Annotated in this window: 15 protein-coding genes and 1 tRNA gene; 9 read left to right on the top strand and 7 right to left on the bottom strand. The window is 61.4% G+C overall.

The window, feature by feature from the left end; all coding sequences use genetic code 11:
• Window positions 1-30 precede the first annotated feature (30 nt).
• Both K3165_RS09100 and K3165_RS09095 read left to right on the top strand, forming a co-directional pair.
• A tRNA-Val gene (locus K3165_RS09100) sits at window positions 31-105 on the top strand.
• 180 nt (window positions 106-285) lie between these two features.
• Window positions 286-636 carry a response regulator gene (locus tag K3165_RS09095; RefSeq protein ID WP_221548578.1) on the top strand — a complete coding sequence of 117 codons (351 nt, stop codon included), beginning with the start codon at window positions 286-288 and terminating at the stop codon, window positions 634-636.
• A gap of 16 nt (window positions 637-652) precedes the next feature.
• Here K3165_RS09095 and K3165_RS09090 read toward each other — a convergent pair whose 3' ends face one another.
• The 4 genes from K3165_RS09090 to K3165_RS09075 form a co-directional block, all read right to left on the bottom strand.
• Window positions 653-4,075: a CheR family methyltransferase gene (locus tag K3165_RS09090; protein WP_345720826.1), complete on the bottom strand. Its 3,423-nt coding sequence runs from the start codon at window positions 4,073-4,075 to the stop codon at window positions 653-655.
• Between the two features lie 26 nt (window positions 4,076-4,101).
• Window positions 4,102-4,647: a PAS domain-containing protein gene (locus tag K3165_RS09085; RefSeq protein WP_221548576.1), complete on the bottom strand. Its 546-nt coding sequence runs from the start codon at window positions 4,645-4,647 to the stop codon at window positions 4,102-4,104.
• 109 nt (window positions 4,648-4,756) lie between these two features.
• On the bottom strand, window positions 4,757-5,014 hold the full coding sequence (locus K3165_RS09080) for a hypothetical protein (protein ID WP_221548575.1): 258 nt from the start codon (window positions 5,012-5,014) through the stop codon (window positions 4,757-4,759).
• 55 nt (window positions 5,015-5,069) lie between these two features.
• A complete protein-coding gene (locus K3165_RS09075; protein ID WP_221549005.1) occupies window positions 5,070-5,684 on the bottom strand; it encodes a TetR/AcrR family transcriptional regulator in 615 nt (204 codons plus the stop codon).
• Window positions 5,685-5,804: 120 nt separating this feature from the next.
• On the opposite strand from K3165_RS09075, the gene K3165_RS09070 reads away from it, so the two are divergent.
• The 4 genes from K3165_RS09070 to K3165_RS09055 all read left to right on the top strand — a co-directional run bounded on the left by K3165_RS09070 (window position 5,805) and on the right by K3165_RS09055 (window position 11,435).
• A complete protein-coding gene (locus K3165_RS09070) occupies window positions 5,805-8,141 on the top strand; it encodes a TonB-dependent receptor (protein WP_221548574.1) in 2,337 nt (778 codons plus the stop codon).
• Window positions 8,142-8,240: 99 nt separating this feature from the next.
• The gene (gene serS, locus K3165_RS09065; RefSeq protein ID WP_221548573.1) at window positions 8,241-9,521 is read left to right on the top strand and encodes a serine--tRNA ligase; all 1,281 of its coding nucleotides are present in this window, start codon (window positions 8,241-8,243) and stop codon (window positions 9,519-9,521) included.
• Window positions 9,518-10,282, top strand: coding sequence for a 5'/3'-nucleotidase SurE (surE, locus tag K3165_RS09060; protein ID WP_221548572.1), 765 nt, complete (start codon window positions 9,518-9,520; stop codon window positions 10,280-10,282). The genes serS and surE overlap by 4 nt, the downstream gene beginning before the upstream one ends.
• Before the next feature lie 43 nt (window positions 10,283-10,325).
• Window positions 10,326-11,435 carry a potassium channel family protein gene (locus K3165_RS09055; protein ID WP_221548571.1) on the top strand — a complete coding sequence of 370 codons (1,110 nt, stop codon included), beginning with the start codon at window positions 10,326-10,328 and terminating at the stop codon, window positions 11,433-11,435.
• Window positions 11,436-11,469: 34 nt separating this feature from the next.
• Here K3165_RS09055 and K3165_RS09050 read toward each other — a convergent pair whose 3' ends face one another.
• The 3 genes from K3165_RS09050 to K3165_RS09040 form a co-directional block, all read right to left on the bottom strand.
• On the bottom strand, window positions 11,470-11,805 hold the full coding sequence (locus K3165_RS09050; RefSeq protein WP_221548570.1) for a hypothetical protein: 336 nt from the start codon (window positions 11,803-11,805) through the stop codon (window positions 11,470-11,472).
• 85 nt (window positions 11,806-11,890) lie between these two features.
• The gene (locus K3165_RS09045) at window positions 11,891-12,190 is read right to left on the bottom strand and encodes a hypothetical protein (protein WP_221548569.1); all 300 of its coding nucleotides are present in this window, start codon (window positions 12,188-12,190) and stop codon (window positions 11,891-11,893) included.
• An 86-nt stretch (window positions 12,191-12,276) separates the two neighbouring features.
• Entirely contained in the window at window positions 12,277-12,687 is a 411-nt protein-coding gene (locus K3165_RS09040) for a DUF1761 domain-containing protein (protein WP_221548568.1), read from the bottom strand.
• A gap of 91 nt (window positions 12,688-12,778) precedes the next feature.
• On the opposite strand from K3165_RS09040, the gene rimO reads away from it, so the two are divergent.
• From rimO to K3165_RS09025, 3 genes are all read left to right on the top strand, one after another.
• On the top strand, window positions 12,779-14,152 hold the full coding sequence (rimO, locus tag K3165_RS09035) for a 30S ribosomal protein S12 methylthiotransferase RimO (protein WP_221548567.1): 1,374 nt from the start codon (window positions 12,779-12,781) through the stop codon (window positions 14,150-14,152).
• Between the two features lie 247 nt (window positions 14,153-14,399).
• Entirely contained in the window at window positions 14,400-16,742 is a 2,343-nt protein-coding gene (locus K3165_RS09030; protein ID WP_221548566.1) for an EAL domain-containing protein, read from the top strand.
• Between the two features lie 226 nt (window positions 16,743-16,968).
• A complete protein-coding gene (locus K3165_RS09025) occupies window positions 16,969-17,772 on the top strand; it encodes a transglutaminase-like domain-containing protein (RefSeq protein WP_221548565.1) in 804 nt (267 codons plus the stop codon).
• Window positions 17,773-17,782 lie beyond the last annotated feature (10 nt).

The following is a 17,782-nucleotide window of genomic DNA, read 5'->3' as shown; positions in this document are numbered from 1 at the left end:
CTGCCCGGCGCTCTGGCGCCACATTCGGGCGGGCGCGTAGCTCAGTGGTAGAGCACACCCTTCACACGGGTGGGGTCGCAAGTTCAATCCTTGCCGCGCCCACCATCTCCCAGCCAAAATCGGACGGCCTCGAAGCTTTCCTCGTTCGCGTGAAGGCGATCCGCGACCGCTGGCAGTTGCACCGCATTGCCCCTGCCAAAAAAGCGAACGTGCGGGTGGAACGATTTCGTGACTCCGCGCGTTCGAACCGCACGAATAGCGTATAAACCGGGGAATCGCGCAGGAATGACCGATGTGATGATCGTCGATGACGAGGCACTTGTGCTTTTCGATCTCGTCATGACAGTCGAAGATCTCGGCTACGGGGTGCATTCGGAATCCACCACCATCGAAGATGCGATTTCCGCCATCGAGACCGGTTCGCCTCCCGATGTGGCGCTGCTCGACATCGATGTCGGAGGCAGTCCCGTATGGCCGCTCGCACGCAAGATCGTGGAGCATGGAAAGCCGGTTGTTTTCGTCAGCGCAAACCTGAACCACGAAGAGCTGCGCGAGGAATTCGCTTCCTGTGGCCGCCTGGACAAACCCGCATCGCGCGACGAGATCGCCGAGGCGATCGCCGGCGCTCTAAACTGATACTACGACAATCGCCTCATTGGGATGAGGTCGGGTAGACGAGGGTCCGCCGGTAGCCTTCTTCCGTAACCTCACCCGTAGCCGTGCCATGCAACTGACGTGCAGCGGTTTCGATGAGGCGCGTTCCGAAACCTGCGACATCTTCGCTTTCCGAAGCGGGTCCCTTCTCGATCCACTGAATCGAAATTTCGCCGTCAGTGACATTCCAGTCGATGGCGATCGAACCCGTCTCACTCGACAGGGCGCCATACTTGGCCGAGTTCGTTGCCCATTCGTGGAAGATAAGCGCCAGCGAAGTTAGCTGCTCGTCGCCGACCTTCACCATGCTGGAGGGCATCGAGATCTTCTGTCCACCGCGGCTTGGCTGGAGGACGGTTTCGACCAGGTCCTTCAGCTCAACTTCGCCCCGCCGCCCTTCGGGCCGGGGCGTGGTGAGGGCATGCGAGCGCCCGAGCGCATGGATGCGGTCTCGAAGCGCGGTCGCGAATTCCTTCACATCTTCCGCGCCGCGCGACGAAATACTGACCATCGCCGAGATGACCGAGAACAGGTTCTTCACCCGGTGGTTCATCTCGCGGATCATGAGATCGCGCTGGGCAAGGATCGAGCGTTCCGGCGTAATGTCGAAAGTCACCCCGATGAACTTGCGTTCGCCAGCGATTTCGATCGGCTTGCCAAGCCCGTGCAGCCAGCGGAATTCGCCATCGGGTAGCGGGAGGCGGAAGGTCTCGTCGAATGTCTCACCGCCGTCGATCGCAATACGCAGCGCGCGATTGATACGGTTGCGGTCTTCTTCCGAGAGGAGATCGAGGATCGGCTCCATCGAATCGCCGGGATCGTCGTCCGAAAGGTTTAGAAGCTCGCGCTCCGTTTCATCGAGGACCGTACGATCGGTTTTCGGCTCGTATTCCCAGATGCCGATTTTCGCGACCTCGAGAGCCAGTCTCAGGCGCTCCCTCTCTTCGCGCAAGTCGCGCTCCAGCGACAGTGCCTGGGTCACATCGGTAAAGACAAGTGTTGCACCTTCGACGTCCCCATCGAGCAGGCGATAAGGGATGACGCGCAGGATGAGCTCTGTGTCGAGTTCCTTCGAATGCAGGCTGATCTCGCTTTGCCTGCCCGAGCCCGCAGCCTCGCGCGCGAGATTGACGAACTCGGTGGAAGCCAGCCGGTGCGGCAATTCACCCAGCTGCTGGCCGATATAGCTCTTGTCGATGGGGAAAAGATCGAGTGCTTCGTCGGTATAGCTGCGCAGGCGGAGATCGGGATCTACAACGAGCACTGCGAGCTGGGTGCTGTCGAAGAAGTTCTTGAGGTCCGAGTTGGCAACGGTGAGCTGGTCGACCTTGTTCTTGAGCTCGTCATTGACGGTGGTGAGCTCCTCGTTGGTCGATTGGAGCTCCTCGTTCATCGACATCATTTCTTCGTTGGAGCTTTTCAGCTCCTCGTTCGTCGTCTCGAGTTCCTCGACAGTCGAACGTAGGCGATGCCGCGTGGCCTGAAGCTCCTCTTCCAGGAACTGGCGCTGCCCGTCTTCAAGATCGAATTCGTCGAAATCATCGACTTCCGATAGCTTCAGCGTACCGGTTTCCTGGATCACCAGCAGGAAGCCCGATGACTGGACTTCTTCGCAAACGATGCGAGCCTCGATGGTCCCGAAGTCCGTACGAATCTGGATGTTCTTGGCGGCCGCTCGCCGCCCGGTTTCCTTCACCTTGCGGATAAGCGGCGAGATGACTTCACGCAGGCCGGGCCGCGCTAGTGTCGGCACATGCACATTGCGCTCGATGCGGTCGGGAAATTCGAGGTAGCGTCCCGCCGAGCCCCAGCGTTCGAGGAGCATGCCTTCATGGTCGACGAGGAGGCTGACCGGCGAGTAGCGATCCGCGAGAATTTTCAGCGCCCGAAGTTCGTTCGGACGATTGTTGCGCGGCGCGCCCTCTTCGGGGTTTCTCGTCCGCAATCTGGACGTGCGGGCCATCTCTCCCGGAAGACGCAGGGTGTAGTTCCCCTTCACGTTCTTCTTGCGGAAGATGCGCGTACTCTGTTCCGCTGTCTCGAAGAGGTCGTCGTGACGCCCGATCGTTTCGGACGAGCCGAGGAAAAGGAAGCCGTCCTCGGCAAGAGCGAAGTGGAACAGCGGCAGGGTCAGCTTCTGCAGGTCTTCGTTGAAATAGATCAACAGATTGCGACAGCTGATGAGATCGATCTTCGAATAGGGCGGGTCGCGAACGACGTTGTGTTCGCTGAAGCGAACCATGTCCCTGATGCGCGGCGAAATCGAAAAGCGGTCCGTGCCGCCGAAGATGTATTTCTCCTGATAGCGGTCGGGAATATCCTTCAATGAGGACAACGAATAGGTCGCCGATCGGGCGATCGAAAGCATGCCCTCGTCGATATCTGTGGCGAATATCTGGACATAGGGGCGCTTGCCCTGCCGCTCGCTGGAATCGGCGAACATCATGGCAATGGAATATGCTTCCTCACCGCTCGAACAGCCGGGCACCCAGACGCGGATATCCTGCCCGTCCCTCGCCTGTGCCACGAGGCTGTCGATCACCGTTTCCTGCAGCACCTCGAAATGCTTCGGATCGCGGAAGAACTGGGTGACGTTGATCAGAAGATCGCGGAACAGCGCGCGGCACTCTTCCTCGTTTTCACGCAGATGATCGACATATTCCTTGCCCTCGTCGATTCCCAGCACCTGCATGCGGCGCGCGACGCGGCGATTGAGGGTGCTGCGCTTGTACCCGCTGAAGTCGTGCCCGACGCGGTCGCGCAGGATCTCGCAAAGCTCGATCACATGGTCTGCGATCCGCCCATCGTCGGTCTCCGCAGCTTCCACCAGATGTCCGCGTTCGAAGAAGTCGGCGAGGTATTTGAGTATCTCGCTCGGGGGGCACTTGATATCGACCAGTCCCGTACCGATGGCTGCAGCCGGCATGCCGTCATAGGCTGCGGTTTCCGGCTCCTGTGCAACGCAGATACCACCGCGCTCCTTGATGAGGCGCAGCCCCTTGCTGCCGTCTGCGCCGGTGCCCGACAGAATGACACAGGCGGCATTGTTGTCGCGGTCCCGCGCGAGGCTTTCGAAAAAGTCGTCGATCGGGCGCCGCATTCCGCGCGGATCGGTGAACTCGGTGAGTTTCAGGACGCCGTCCTCCACGGCCAGGCCGTGGCCGGGCGGGATGACGTAGATGTGGTTGGGCTCGATCTTCTCGCCGCCCTCTGCCTGCTTCACCTCCATCGGGGTGTAGCGCTCGATCAGCTGGGCCATGAGCGATTCGTGCGTGGGGTCGAGATGTTGGACCACGACGAAGGCCATGCGGAGCTCTTCGCTGTAACCGCTGAACATCGACCGCAAGGCTTCCAGCCCCCCAGCAGATGCTCCGACACCGATTATCGGAAAAGTAGATTTGCCAGCATTCTTTTCGGCCACAGGTACGCCTGCCCCTCACTCAATGGCTAAGGTTCGATCCTCGCCTGTGCTATGATCGCATGACTCGAAGCGAGTGCCTCGAGGCTGGTTACAAGACTCCAATTCGTTTTTTCAGTCAATAGTTTGAGGCTGATCAAATCTTCGTGCAAGGCGCGGTCGTAGATGTCGCTTTCGTAGGCGCCGACCCTGCTGATATCGAACTGCGAACCGAGGATCAGCGCCGTGCGCCCGTCCCGCTGCAGTTTCGACATGTAAAGCAGGTTTAGGAACGGCGTCCCGTCCTTGCGCACATTGGGCACGACGAAGCGGTCGTGATCCATGCTTTCGTCGCCCAGGAAAGCACGCATTCTCTCGCGTACCGGGCCGGCCCCTCCTTCGGGCTGGAGGAAACGGCAATTCCTCCCGAGGCATTCCGAGGCGGTGTATCCGGAAAGCTCGGTGAAGCGCGCATTGATCCCGATCAGCGGGCAATCGTCCTGTGTGTAATCAGCCAGGGAAAGCGAGATCGTGCTGTCCCTGAACAGGTCGCTCATCCCGCCAAGCGGGTCCTCGACTGAGAAATGCGCGCTCATTCAGTCGAGTTAATCCCAATCACCGAGCGCCACAAGTTTTGCCGCAAACGCACGCATACAAAAAGGGCCGCCCAAGCGGACGGCCCTTCGAGCTTATGCGAAAGACTGGTCATGCAGCCTTGCGGGCCTTGGCCTTCCCTTCCGGCTCGCTCGCGGTCGTGGTGCCGCTGGGTTCGGAACTCTTCTTCTCGAAAACCTTCTTGGCGACATAACCGCCAGCGCCAAGAGCAAGCATTGCAGGCAGGCTCATGCGGCGAAGCACAGATGCTGCGACCACGCCGAGCGCGGCGCCGCCGGCACCGCCGAGGCCGCTGGTCTGCTTGGCGAGTTTGTCGCCTACGAATGCTCCGATTACCTTACCGATCATATGAATTCTCCTTTGCCCTAACAACGGGTTGGAGCCTCATCTGTTCCGCGTCCGGCTACCGCGCGACACCCCGGGCGAGCATCGCATTGGCGGCTCGCGCGACCTCATCGCTGTCGGGGTCGCCCTGCTCGCGCCAGATGGCAAATCGCAGGCCGAGGAAGACGTTCATACCCATCAGGGCCCATGTTTCGATTTCGCCGAGACCATCGCGCAATTCGCCCTTTGCGCCCCCCGCCTCCAGACGTTCGCGAATGCGTGCCGCCACGGTTTCGTAGTGATCGCGATAGCTTAGCGGATCGACGAATTCGGCCTCGTCGATGATCCGGTAGACTTCCTTGTGCTCACCCGCGAATTCGAGGAAGGCCTGCAGCGCTGCACGCTCGATCTCGAGCGGCTGCATGTCCGGCACGATCGCCTCGCGCGCGGCGACCTTCACCGCCTCGCTCATGTCCTGCACCAGCGCGCGGAAGATTGCGTCCTTGCTGTCGAAGTATGTGTAGAAACTTCCCAAGGCTACACCCGCGCGCCGCGTTATCGAGCTGATCGAAGCCTCGTGAAAACCATGATCGCCAAATTCGCCAGCCGCCGCATCGAGCAGCTTGCGCAGCGTCTTGCGCCCCCTTTCGGTGCGCGGAGCCTTGGCGGCAGCAGGCGGCTTTGCAGCGATAATCCTTCCCCTCTCCCGGCGTTGGCTAATCGATCACAGTGGCAAATTGCAAGTTCAAACTTGAAAGGTGGTTCAGTTTTCAATATTGGAGGTGGCGAGAGATAATCCGGGAGGGAAAATCAAATGCACTTCGAACGACGCCACCTGTCTGCCCTGCTGCTTGCCGGCACGGCCACCCTGGCATTCGCCACTCCGGCCGCCGCGCAATCGGAAGATGTCACGGAGCCGGATACGACCGCTGCCGAGACCGATGAGAGCGACGTAATCGTCGTGACCGCGCGTCGCAGGGAAGAACGCCTCGTCGACGTTCCGATCGCCGTTACCGCAATCGGCGGGGAACAACTGGCCCAGCGCGGTGCACTCGATATCACCGACATCGCCCAGTCGGTGCCGAACGTCACCCTCGAAGCGAGCCGTGCCACGAACTCAACCCTGTCGGCCTTTATCCGCGGCATCGGCCAGCAGGATCCTGTATCGGGCTTCGAACAGGGCGTCGGTATCTATCTCGATGATGTCTACCTGAACCGACCGCAGGCCGCAGTGCTCGACATCTACGACGTTGAACGGATCGAAGTGCTGCGCGGACCGCAGGGTACGCTCTACGGCCGCAACACCATCGGCGGCGCGGTCAAGTACGTGACGAAGCGCCTGCCGCTCGAAACCTCGATCAGCGCCCGCGCCACCTACGGCACTTACGACCAGGCCGAAGGCGTGATCACAGCCTCGACGCCGCTGGGCGACCAGGCGCGTATCGGCGGTTCGCTGGCACGTCTTTCGCGTGGCGGTTTCGGTGACAACCTCACCACGGGCCTCGAAAACTACAACAAGGACATCTGGGCCGGCCGCCTGAGCCTTGAAGTCGGCGGCTATGACGAACCCGGCTTCATCCGCATCCAGGGCGACTACACCCGAGACAAGAGCAATCCGCGCGGCGGCCATCGCCTGATCCCGGGCCTGTCCTCGGGCGCACCGGTCCTCGACAATGTCTACGACACGCGCGGCGCTCTCAACGATCCGGAACAGGACGTCGAGAGCTACGGCGTCTCGATGCATGCCGAACTGGAACTGAGCGATGCGCTGACGCTGCGCTCGATTTCGGCATGGCGAACGGACGACAGCTTCACGCCGATCGATTTCGACGCGCTTCCGGCGGTCGACCTCGACGTTCCCGGCGCCTATTTCAACGAGCAGCTTAGCCAGGAAGTCCAGCTCCTCTGGGACGATGGCGGCGCGCTGACGGGCCTCGTCGGGTTCTATTACCTCGATGCCAAGGCCGACACGCTGTTCGACGTTCGCATCTTCACCACCTTCCCCGGCCTGACCGCTTTCACGCGGGCCGATGTCGACACGGAGACCTATGCCGTCTTCGGTGACTTCACCTTCGACCTGACCGAGCAGTTCAGCCTGTCGGTAGGCGGTCGCTATACGTGGGACGAACGGAGCGCGGACATCCTGCGCCAGAACTACCTCGGCGGTGGCTCGCCGATCTTCGGCGGCGCGGGCGTGCCCTTCGGCGGCCCGAGCACCGATTTCGACGGCAGTCGCGAATTCAAGAAGTTCACCCCGCGTGCCTCGATCAGCTTCATGCCGACGCCCGACCACAACATCTACGCAAGCTATTCCAAGGGCTTCAAGGGTGGTGGCTTCGATCCGCGCGGTGTCGGTGCGAACGCTCCGTCAGCCACCCCCGGCGCTCCTACCGATGACGAGGTTGCCGCATTCCTCAGCTTCGCACCTGAAGAAGTCGACAGCTACGAGCTCGGCTACAAGGGCGATCTGGGTCTGGTCAGCATCGCGGCTGCGGCCTTTTATGCCGATTACACCGACGTCCAGATCCCGGGCTCGGTTGCCTGCACCGTTGGTGGCCTGCCCACCTTCTGCGGCGTCGTGTCCAATGCGGGTAAGGCGACCTTCAAGGGTCTCGAACTGGAAGCACGCACCAACTTGAGCGGCGGGTTCAACCTGTCCGGTTCGCTCGGCTATATCGACGCGGAATACGACGAGTACATCACGAACATCGGCAGCACGCCGACCGATGTCGCCGATTTCCGCGTGGTCCAGAACACGCCCGAGTTCACCGGCAGCATCACTGCCAGCTATGAAACCATGCTGGGCGAAGGCGATCTCTACCTTGGCACGACCTTCTCCTACCGGAGCAAGACGAGCCAGTTCGAGATCCCCAATCCCTATCTCGACCAGGACGGCTACGGCCTGCTCGATGCGAGCGCTGTCTACACCGCACCTTCGGGCAACTGGAGCCTCGGCATCTACGGCAAGAACCTGCTCGACAAGGAATACAAGACGAGCGGCTACACCTTCGTCGCCACCGATCCGGTGACCGGCGAGATCGTGAACGGGGCCAACGGTTTCCCGATCCCGACGCTTGGGCCCGAGGGAACGCTGACCGCGTTTTACGGCAACCCGCGGCAGGTCTTCGCGACTATAACCTTCAACTACTGAGGCCAACTTCACCCAAGACTTGGGCGGCAAGCGATTCCTCCGCTTGCCGCCCTTTTTCTTGACTGGAAAAGCGCACGCACAATCGGCATAGCGCCGCCCATGCACGATATCGCTTTCATCCGAGCCAATCCCGAAGCCTTCGATGCCGCCATGAAGCGGCGCGGCGGCGAGCCCGTTGCAGACCAGATCGTCGCGCTCGACGCGAAGAAGCGCGAGGCGCAGACCCGCGTGCAGGAAGCGCAGAGCCGCCGCAACGAAGCCTCAAAGGCGATCGGGCAGGCCATGGGCCAGGGCGACAAGGACAAGGCCGAAGCGCTCAAGGCCGAGGTCGCCGAGATCAAGGCTAGCATGCCCAAGTGGGAAGAGGCGGAAGCCGCTGCGGGTGCCGAGCTCACCGACATGCTCGCCCGCCTCCCCAATATCCCCGCGGACGATGTGCCCGAGGGCGCGGACGAGAACGACAATGTCGAAGTCTCTACCTGGGGCGAAAAGCGCGACTTCGGTTTCGAGCCCAAGGAGCACGCCGATATCGGCCCTGCACTCGGCATGGATTTCGAGACCGGCGCGGCGCTTTCGGGAGCGCGCTTCACCTTCCTGCGCGGCGACATGGCACGCCTCCACCGCGCGCTCGCCCAGTTCATGCTCGACAAGCAGACGCGCGAGAACGGCTATACCGAGTGCAACCCGCCAGTGCTCGTGAACGACGATGCTATGTACGGCACCGACAAGCTGCCGAAGTTTGCGGAAGACAGCTTCCAGACCACTGATGGGCGCTGGCTGGTGCCGACCTCGGAAGTACCCCTGACCGCATCAATCGCTGGCCAGATCATCCCCGAACCCGTCGAGCCCATCCGCATGACCGCGCACACGCTGTGTTTCCGCAGCGAGGCTGGTTCGGCGGGCAAGGACACGCGCGGTTTCATCCGCCAGCACCAGTTCGAAAAGGTCGAACTGGTCAGCGTCTGCCGCCCCGAAGACAGCGAAGCCGAGCACGAGCGCATGACGGGCTGTGCCGAAGGTATCCTGCAGGCGCTCGACCTGCCTTATCGCAAGGTGCTGCTCTGCGTCGGCGACATGGGCTTCGGTGCGCGCAAGACCTACGATCTCGAGGTGTGGCTGCCGGGACAGGGTGCCTATCGCGAGATCTCGTCCTGTTCGAACACGGGCGAATTCCAGGCCCGCCGGATGAATGCGCGCTACAAGCCCGAGGGCGAGAAGAAGACGCGCTTCGTCCACACGCTCAACGGCTCGGGCCTCGCCGTGGGCCGTACGCTGGTCGCGGTGATGGAGAACTATCAGGAAGAGGACGGCATCGTGCGCGTTCCCGAATGCCTCGCCCCCTATATGGGCGGCGTGACCAAGCTGGAGCCGCAAACGTGAAAATCCTCCTGACCAATGACGACGGCATTCTCGCCCCCGGCCTCGAAGTGCTGGAAGCGATCGCGCGGCAGTTCTCGGACGACATCTGGATCTGCGCGCCGGACGAGGAACAGTCGGGCATGGGCCACGCGCTCACGCTCACCAAGCCGGTGCGCCTCAGGAAGCATGGCGAGCGCCGCTTCTCGGTCACCGGCACGCCGACGGATTCAGTCACCATGGGCCTCCGCCAAGTGATGGACGGTGCACCCGACGTCATCCTGTCCGGCGTCAACCGCGGCGCGAACCTCGGCGACGACATCACCTATTCGGGCACGGTTTCCGCCGCGATCGAAGGCGCGCTTGCGGGCATTCCCTCGATTGCCATGAGCCAGGTCATCGGCCGCGACGATGCGGGCAACAACATGTCCTTTTCCGCCGCCGAAGAATGGGGCGCAAAGGTTCTCGGCCCGCTACTCGAAACGCCGCTGCCCGAGCGCACGCTGGTCAATGTCAACTTCCCGCCGCGTGCCCCAGCCGAGGTGAAGGGCATCCGAGCCGTCGCGCAGGGCTTCCATGACTATTCGCGCGGCACGGTGGTTGAAGGCCGCGACCCGCGCGGTTTCAAGTATTACTGGTTCGGCCTGCAGGCGATCGAGCACACTCCCGACCACGGCACCGATCTGGAAGCGATTGCAGACGGTTACGTTTCGGTCACGCCGCTCCAGCTCGACCTCACCCATCACGCCTCGATGCAGGCGCTGGGCGAGCGTTTCGAGAAGTAAGCGCTATTGACCGCACCCCTGCACAGGGCCACCTAGGCACCGGATGACAGAGCCGAAACAGATCGACCGCGTTGCGCCCGGGAAGGGGGAGCCACATTACCGTGGTCCGCGCTTCAAGCCGTTGCGCCGCGCCGTGAAACTGCCTGTCTGGGGCGATCTCGGCATCCGCCTCGGCGCTGCGCTATTCCTTATCGGTGTGGTCGTCATGGTCCACTGGTGGGACCGCGAAGGTCTGGTCGACAATCTCGACGGGGAAGTCAGCTTCCTCGACGTGATCTATTTCACCATGATCTCGATCACCACGACCGGCTTCGGCGATATCGCGCCGATCTCGGACCGTGCGCGACTGGTCGAGGCTGTGATCGTGACGCCGATCCGTTTCGCCGTCTTCTTCATTTTCGTGGGCACCGCCTACAACTTCATAATCAAGCGTAGCTGGGAGAAATTCCGCATGGCCCGTATCCAGGAAAAACTCTCGGACCATATCGTGGTGCTGGGCTTCGGCGTTTCGGGTTCCGAAGCGGTCGACGAACTGGTCGAACGCGGTACCGACCCCTCGTGCATTGTGGTCATCGACCCGAGCGAAGATCGCCTTGCCGAGGCAGAGGCGCTGGGCTGCAACGTGATGGCAGCCGACGCGACCCGCGACGAAACGCTGAAGGCCGTGCGGATCAGCGAGGCCCAGAATGTCCTCATTTCGGCAGGGCGCGACGATACGACCATCCTGATCACGCTGACCGTGCGCGCGCTCGCGCCCCATGTGCCGATCAGTGTCGTGGTACGCGCGGACGACAACGAATCGCTCGCCCGGCAGGCGGGCGCAAACAATGTCATCAACCCCGTGCGCTTTACCGGCCTGCTACTGGCCGGAAGCGCGAAGGGCGAACACATCGCGGATTACCTGGCGGATCTCGCCAGCGTCTCGGGCCGTGTCCAGCTGGTCGAGCGCGAGGTTACCGAGGACGAATGCGGCTGTGCGATCAGCGACCTGCACAGCGGCGGGCGCGGCCTGCGCATCTATCGCGGCGGTCGTGCGATCGGTTTCTGGGAAGAGGAATGCCAGAACCTGCAGAAGGGCGACATCATCGTGGAGATCGTCGCCACGCCCAATGGCGAGAGAAAAGGCGACGGGCACGAAGGCCGCTCCAAATAAGGAGCGCCCCCGCGCCGTGCGGTACTAATTCCGGTTAAATACCGGCGGGACCGACGAATTCGGTTTCGGGCGGCAGGCCCTTGCCTGCATTGTTCCACTCGCGATTCATGTCCTCGAGCGAGTCGACATAGGCGATCCATTCTTCCTGCGGCATGCAGATGCGCTGGAAGCGAACGCGGCTGCCGAGCTGTTTCTGGCGCACACAAATACGCGCATCCTTGTTCTCGTCCGACAGCTTCAGCTTGGCGGCACGATGCGCGTCCTTGGCGTAGACATACTGCGGTTTATCGTCACCTTCGTCATCGCCGGCAAATGCGGGAACGGCCAGGAACGAAACGGCAAGTGCCGCAGAAAAACCAAGTTTGAGCATCGCAAATCTCCTAATTTCAGGAACTCGTCAGGGCCTCCCAAAGAGTGTCCGCCGGGCAACGCGCACAGGCCGGCACCCTCGATCGCTATTTGATAAGCTTGCCCTTGGCTGCATTGTTCCATTCGTCATCCATCGCATCGAGCGATACGAGGTAAGCCTTCCACTCGTGTTGCTGCATGCAGATGCGATTGAACCGGACCCGGCTACCAAGCTGTTTCTGCCGAACGCAGATGCGGGCATCCTTGTTTTCTTCCGAAAGCGTCATCGAGGCAGCCTGATGCGCATCCTTGGCGCGCAGCATCGTGGGCTTGTCGTCGTCGCCGGCTACCAGCGGAGTGGCGGCCAGAAGCGCTCCGGCGGCGACGCAATAGATAGCTTTCGACAAGATCGTTCCCCTACTTTGCTGCTTAAGCGAGTAACTAAGCAGTCATTGAGTGATGCGTCAAACTTGCCGGGCGGTTCATTTCTGGATCACGAAAGAAAAGCGTGCACCAGCCCCATCGCAATATAGAAAAACAGCCAGTATCCACCGTCGATCCAGTAAAGCGGCTTCTTCGCATCTTGGAAAAGATAATTCGTCCAGAGCGCAGGAAGAATGAAACCGACCGCGACGCCGACTGCAGTCAGCACCTTGACCATTACAGAGAGGTCGACCGCGTAGCTCGCGAATGTATGTGCCAAGGTCCAGCTCGCCAGAAGCGCCAGAAGAAAGGTCAGGCCGTACGTCTTTGCCGGGTTGATGTTCTTCAGGTCTTCTTCGGTCTTCCCGACGGCTACCATCCAGCTCTTGCCCATGATCGGCCCGTACCAGATGCCGCCCACGACAAATCCGGCTAGCGCGGCAAGAACGACTGCCAGCCAATTCACATCCAAAAGATTCATTTGCCCTCTCCCTCCCAGAGCCGACCCACGCTTGTGCTAGCGCAAATGCGCGAAGGCGTGTAGGGGCGCGCGCAAATCCACGGACATTGGCATGAACACCTCCACCTCCCCGATCCCCGACCAGAAGAAGGTCGGCATGGTTTCCCTCGGCTGCCCCAAGGCGCTGGTCGACAGCGAACGCATCCTTACGCGCCTTCGTGCCGACGGCTATGCGATGAGCCCCGACTATGCCGGCGCGGATGTCGTGCTGGTCAATACCTGCGGCTTCCTCGACAGCGCGAAGGAAGAAAGCCTGGCTGCCATCGGCGAGGCAATTTCCGAAAATGGCCGCGTGATCGTGACCGGATGTATGGGCGACGAGGCAGAAGCAATCCGTGCAGCGCATCCGCAGGTCCTCGCAGTGACCGGTGCACACCAGTACGAACAGGTCGTCGAGGCGGTCCACGAACATGCCCCGCCCAGCCAGGGTCCCTATATCGACCTCATTCCGCAGCCGGATGTGAAGCTGACGCCGCGCCACTACAGTTACCTGAAGATTTCCGAAGGCTGCAATCACTCCTGCGCCTTCTGCATCATCCCCGACCTGCGCGGAAAACTCGCCAGCCGCCGGATCGATGCCGTGCTGCGCGAGGCGGAAAAGCTGGTCGCGGCGGGCACGAAGGAACTGCTCGTCATCAGCCAGGACACGAGCGCCTATGGCGTCGACACGCGCCACGAGAGCCGCATCTGGAATGGCCGCGAGGTCCGCGCCCACATGACCGACCTCGCCCGCGAGCTTGGCCTGCTGGACATCGGCGGCGGCACCCCGCCGTGGGTGCGGCTGCACTATGTCTACCCCTACCCGCATGTCGATGCGGTTATCCCGCTGATGGCCGAAGGGCTGCTGACGCCTTATCTCGACATTCCCTTCCAGCACGCCAGCCCCAAGGTTCTGCGCGCGATGAAGCGTCCCGCGAACGAGGCCAAGGTACTCGATCGGCTCAAGGGCTGGCGCGAGATCTGCCCCGATATCGCGGTCCGCTCCAGTTTCGTGGTCGGCTTCCCCGGCGAGACCGAGGAAGACTTCCAGTACCTGCTCGACTGGCTCGAAGAGGCGCAGCTCGACCGCGTCGGCGCGTTCCGTTTCGAACCCGTCGAGGGCGCACAGGCCAATGCCCTGCCCGATCACGTGCCCGAGGCCGTGAAGGAAGAACGATACGCGCGCATCATGGAAGTGACTGCGCGGATCAGCGCGGAAAAACTCGCTGCCAAGGTCGGCAAGACCATGCCCGTCATCATCGACGAGGTTGGCGAGCCCGACGAGGACGGCGATATCGGCGCAACCGGCCGCAGTCAGGCCGATGCACCGGAAATCGACGGCGCGGTCTACCTTCGCAATGTGCCCGAAACGCTCGCGGCGGGCGAAATTGTTTCGGTGAAGGTCGAGGACGCCGACGAACACGACCTTTTCGGTGTCATCACCTGAGGCAAGTGCCGGGCGTCAGCAGGTTAACCCTGTTGACGCACCCCACCACTCTCGATCCATTCGATTGAATCGAAACGGTTAATCGCCCTCCGGATTCTGCGGCAATCCAAGGAAACGACGCAAGCCGTTAATCCAACATCCTACCGCGCCTTTAACCATTGTGAGGCCAGCTTTCGGGCGCATCCCGTGAAAAAATCGCGCCCGCGTCAAAACATTCTTAAACTTAATGAGCGCATAAGCGCCTCGGATGAACGACCGAAGCGCCTTTACCCAAGGCCCCGGCCCTAGCGAAACGCCGACTTCCGGTATTTCGAAGGGCTTGCTGGGACGCCTGCGCCACCTGCTCTACGCAGGTGCGGTTTCGCTCGCCCTCATGTTTTTCCTGTTCCTTGCGCCGATCGACCAGTTCAGCTGGCTGTTCCAGTCCAAGCTTGCGAACCACTCGCCCTCCGGGGAAATCGTCTTCATCGGCGTTCCCGGCGACATGGAAGATCCCGCCCTCGACCATCGGCGCATCGAACTTGCCGAAACCCTGCGAGAGCTCGACCGTCAGGGCGTCGGCAAGATCTACATCGACCTGGTGCTTGACCGCGCATCGACCAGCGAAAGCGATCAGCAACTCGCGGAAGCTATCGCCGACCTGGGCCCGCGCGCCGCGATAGTGGACCATATCGAACGCTCGCCGACTGCAGGCGAAAGGACACGTCGCACGATCGATGCGATCGCCGGGAACAGCGACCGCGTCGTCACGCGCCGTGCGACCAACTGGCTCGGTCTCGTCTGGACGAACGAATACGGACACACGGTCGGAGGGCGCCGCTATCCTTCGCTTGCTGCGTCGCTTGCCGGCATCGACGATGCACGGCCCGGCGAATTCCAGATCGATTACACGATTCCGTCCGACGAGTTCGCGTCGGTAGAGCTTGCCGCATTCGCTCGCGGCGATTCCGATTTGAACCTTGCCGGCCGCACGGTCATCATCGGCGAAGGCGAAAGCGTTGCCGATGCCCAGATCAAGGTACCGGGCAATTACGGCGTCCCGCCAAGTTTTGTCAGCATCTACGCCGCCGAAACGCTGCGCGCCGGCCGGACCGGCTTCGTTGGAGGCCTTCGCGCCCTGACGATCTTCGCTTTCCTTCTCGGGGCGATGATCATTGCGGTTCGCAAGCGCAAGCGCCGCCAGCTCGGATATGCGGCGCTGGTCCTGTGCCTGCCCACCGCGCTTTATTTCGGCAGCCACATCGGCGTGCGCATGGAACTGTCCTACTGCTTTGCACTCATCGTAGGGTACGGCTTGTTCCGCTCGCGAGCCCAGCTCAAGGACCGGCTTGCGCTCGTCGATAACGAGACCGGCCTGCCGCGCCTGCGCGCGCTCGAGGTCAGTGCGCTCAAGAACAACCTCACGCACGGTCACATCGTCGTTGCCCGCATTCATGGATACGAGCACGTTCTCAAGACGCTCGCGCGCGAGGACCGCTCGCAATACATCCTCAAGCTTGTCGATCGCCTGCGGGCTTCCGACAGCGAACTGGCGATCTTCTACGAAGGCCACCATCTCGGCTGGCATACCAAGGAAGACGATACGGAAGCGCTGGCAGATCACCTGGAAGGTCTGCGTGCGATTTTTGCCGCGCCGATCAGCGTTGCCGGTTCCTCGGTCGATGTGGGCATCAGTTTCGGCGTGGCGCGCCTCGACGGCGATCCCTCGACCCGCCTAGCCGCCGCGCTGGCGGCTGCTGAGGAAAGCTCGGAAGCCCTCAACCCGATCAAGATCGCGGAGACGGGCTCGCACTTCGACCAGCTGTGGGACATCTCGCTTCGCGCACGCATCGACGAGGCGATGGAAGCTGGCGAGATCTACTGCGTCTACCAGCCCAAGATCGATACCGTGCACAACACCATGACCGGTGTCGAGGCACTGGTACGCTGGCATGATCCGGCGCGCGGCTTCATTCCGCCGATGCACTTCATCGCCCAGTGCGAAAAGGCCGGACGCATGGAGCACCTGACCCGCTACGTGCTGCAAAGCGCGTGCAGCGCTGCAAGGCTCATGCATTTCCGCGGCCGCACCGTGTCGATGTCGGTCAACATGTCCGCGACGCTGCTCGGCGATATGCGGATCGTCGGCATCGTCCGCAATGCATTGCAGGCATCCGGCTTCGATCCGCGCTTCCTGATCCTGGAAGTGACAGAAACTTCGCGTATCGGCGACCTTGCGACGGCTTCCACCATTCTCAATGAACTGAAGGCTCTTGGCGTCCGTATTTCGATGGATGACTTCGGTACCGGCGCGGCCAATTACGAAACCTTCTTCGAACTGCCGTTCGACGAACTGAAGATCGACCGACTATTCGTCTCCAACCTGGCCAAAAGCCAGAAAGCAAAGGCGATTGCGTCAAGTGTTGTGGCGATGGGTAAGGAAGCGCGAATCACTGTCGTCGCAGAGGGTGCCGAAGACACGGAAACCCTGAAAATCCTTAACGAAATCGGCTGTCACTACGTCCAGGGCTACGTTTTGTCGCGACCGATCTCCTTGACTAACCTTTTGAAATTCAACGTTTCCGGTAAGGACGATGCGCTTGAAGCATAGTTAACGCTTTACAAACAGTTATGGTTAATGAAACAAGGATCCTGTTAACCAACAGGAGGCCTTTATGTTCGATTTCTGGGGTTGGCTGATGGGCAAGTAAGCCCAAACAAGCCTTTATTATACGAGAGGGTCCCTTCGCGGGGCCCTTTTTCGTTTCCGGAAGGAGCATTTTCGACCACCCTTCCCTTCCCCCGAAACCTTAGGCTGTCTGTGACGTTTGTGGACCATGCCTATCGGGATAGAAACGCGCTTCGCCTTCCATTTACCGCGACCCACCGACGTGTTGCTGCAGTTCGAAGCTGCCGCGATCCCGGAACAGACCATCCTTTCTTCGAAAACGCATTTGTCCGACACGCACCATTGCGCCCGCGTTCCGGCCCAGGACGATATCGGCGAGCGCATCTGGATCCGCGCCGAAGGCGATTTCGAGGTCCGGTACGAGGCAGAGGTATCGCCCGAGCGGCAGCTAGCCGAACTCGCCAGCCTCAAACGCCTGCCCCCGCACGAAATGCCCGGCGAGGCTGTCGAATACCTGTTCGACAGCCGCTATTGCCCGGCGGACCGCTTCCAGACCTTCGTCGAGGATGAATTCGGCGGGACCGATGGCGGTGCACGCATTGCCGCCATTCGCGACTGGATCCGCCAGAACTTCCAGTATGTGCCCGGCGCTTCCGGTATCCACACGACGGCGCTCGACACCTTCATCGAGCGCCGCGGTATTTGCCGCGACTATGCGCATACGCTTGTGACGCTGGCTCGTGCCAGTACGATCCCGGCCCGATACGTCGCCTGCTATGCCCCCGGGGTCGATCCGCCCGATTTCCACGCGATCGCCGAGGTATTCCTCAACGACCCCGAAACACCGGGTGGCGGCACCTGGCAACTGGTGGACGCCACCGGCATGGCCGACCCCGCCCAGACCGCGAAGATCGGCATCGGCCGCGACGCTGCAGACGTGAGCTTCCTCACCAGCTTCGGCGCGAACGACTTCAAGTCGAGCTCGGTCCGGGTGCGAACCCTCGACAAGTGAATAGGAATGC

This window comes from Qipengyuania xiamenensis, from assembly GCF_019711495.1.
Lineage (GTDB): Bacteria > Pseudomonadota > Alphaproteobacteria > Sphingomonadales > Sphingomonadaceae > Qipengyuania > Qipengyuania xiamenensis.
Note: the sequence above shows the minus strand (reverse complement) of the source record. Positions and strands in the feature narration are given on the sequence as shown.